Source organism: Lutibacter sp. B1 (assembly GCF_012524075.1).
Classification (GTDB): domain Bacteria; phylum Bacteroidota; class Bacteroidia; order Flavobacteriales; family Flavobacteriaceae; genus Lutibacter.
In genome coordinates this window covers 1-1,066 of sequence record NZ_JAAZUI010000117.1, presented here as the reverse complement: position 1 = coordinate 1,066, position 1,066 = coordinate 1, and the positions used below count along the sequence as shown (strand labels likewise).

Below are 1,066 nucleotides of genomic sequence, written 5' to 3'. Positions count from 1 at the left end.
CTGACTTTCCAACTACACGAATTTCTATTTCTCCTATTTTTTCCACTTTCACAAAGATACAAATATTTGTTTCTCTTTCTAAAATTTTGTTTTAATTCTGTTTTATCCTTAAATATGTTTTACAACGTGTTTGTATATGGTTTGTTGCGTGGTTTAGCACGTAATTTAGCAAATAAAAACCGAATAGAAAATCCGCGAGGATTTTCGTAAGTAGGCTAGAACTAGCAATAAATTATATACGGTGTTACCCAACGTTTTTATTCCGATTATATATTTCAGTTTCTTTCCGTTCAAATGCTGGAACTGAAATGTCAATTTCCCAAGTTTTATTAATTTCAGGAAATTGTTCTTTTATCTTTTCGTTAAATTGAAACCAACCTTGTGTACTTTCTGAAATTTCAAATTGTTTTCCGTTTTCTGCTTTTAAAAAAAGTCGTATTTCATCTGTTGCAAAAAGGTCAACTTTATAAGCAGTCAGTTTTTCAATTTCATTCCATTCAATTTTGGTCAGTTTTTCCTCAATTTTTATTTCAAATCCGTTTTTTTCGTAGGTAAAAATTCCGTTTGAGTTGTATAATTCCATAAATTCCTCGTCACTCAACTTTTTATTATAATCTTTTTGTTTTGGAAGAAACTTACTATTTGGATTAAAATATCTCAATAATAACAGAATTGCTCCGATTCCGAAAAACACAATCGTAACCCAAGTTATTAATTCCGATTTATTCATAATTGTTATTCCAACTATTGAAAATCCAGAACATAAAATTCCAGCTATTAAATCACTTGTTTTTCTATTCAATTCGATTTTTTTTACGGTTCGTTGAGTAATGTTGGGTAACGGGTTTGTATAACGAAAGTTGCGAATTTGAAAGCACAATTTTCGGTTGTTTAAATATAGTATTTTTTAGATTTAGAAACATTCTAATTTACAGAAAGAAGCAATTTTGGTTATACATTGTTGTGCCCAGTTATTAATTTGTACTTAGTTTTATTCTTTTCCCCGATTTTTTTAAATAAATTTAATTCTGCCCCTTTTTTTAAATCTCTACTTGCAGTTGCAGAA

At 28.8% G+C, this 1,066-nt stretch carries 1 protein-coding gene; it reads right to left on the bottom strand.

What is annotated here, in order from left to right; translation table 11 throughout:
- Window positions 1-244: 244 nt before the first annotated feature.
- Complete coding sequence (locus HGB55_RS15165) at window positions 245-802, bottom strand: hypothetical protein (protein WP_168817927.1); 558 nt, start codon at window positions 800-802, stop codon at window positions 245-247.
- Between the last annotated feature and the right edge of the window lie 264 nt (window positions 803-1,066).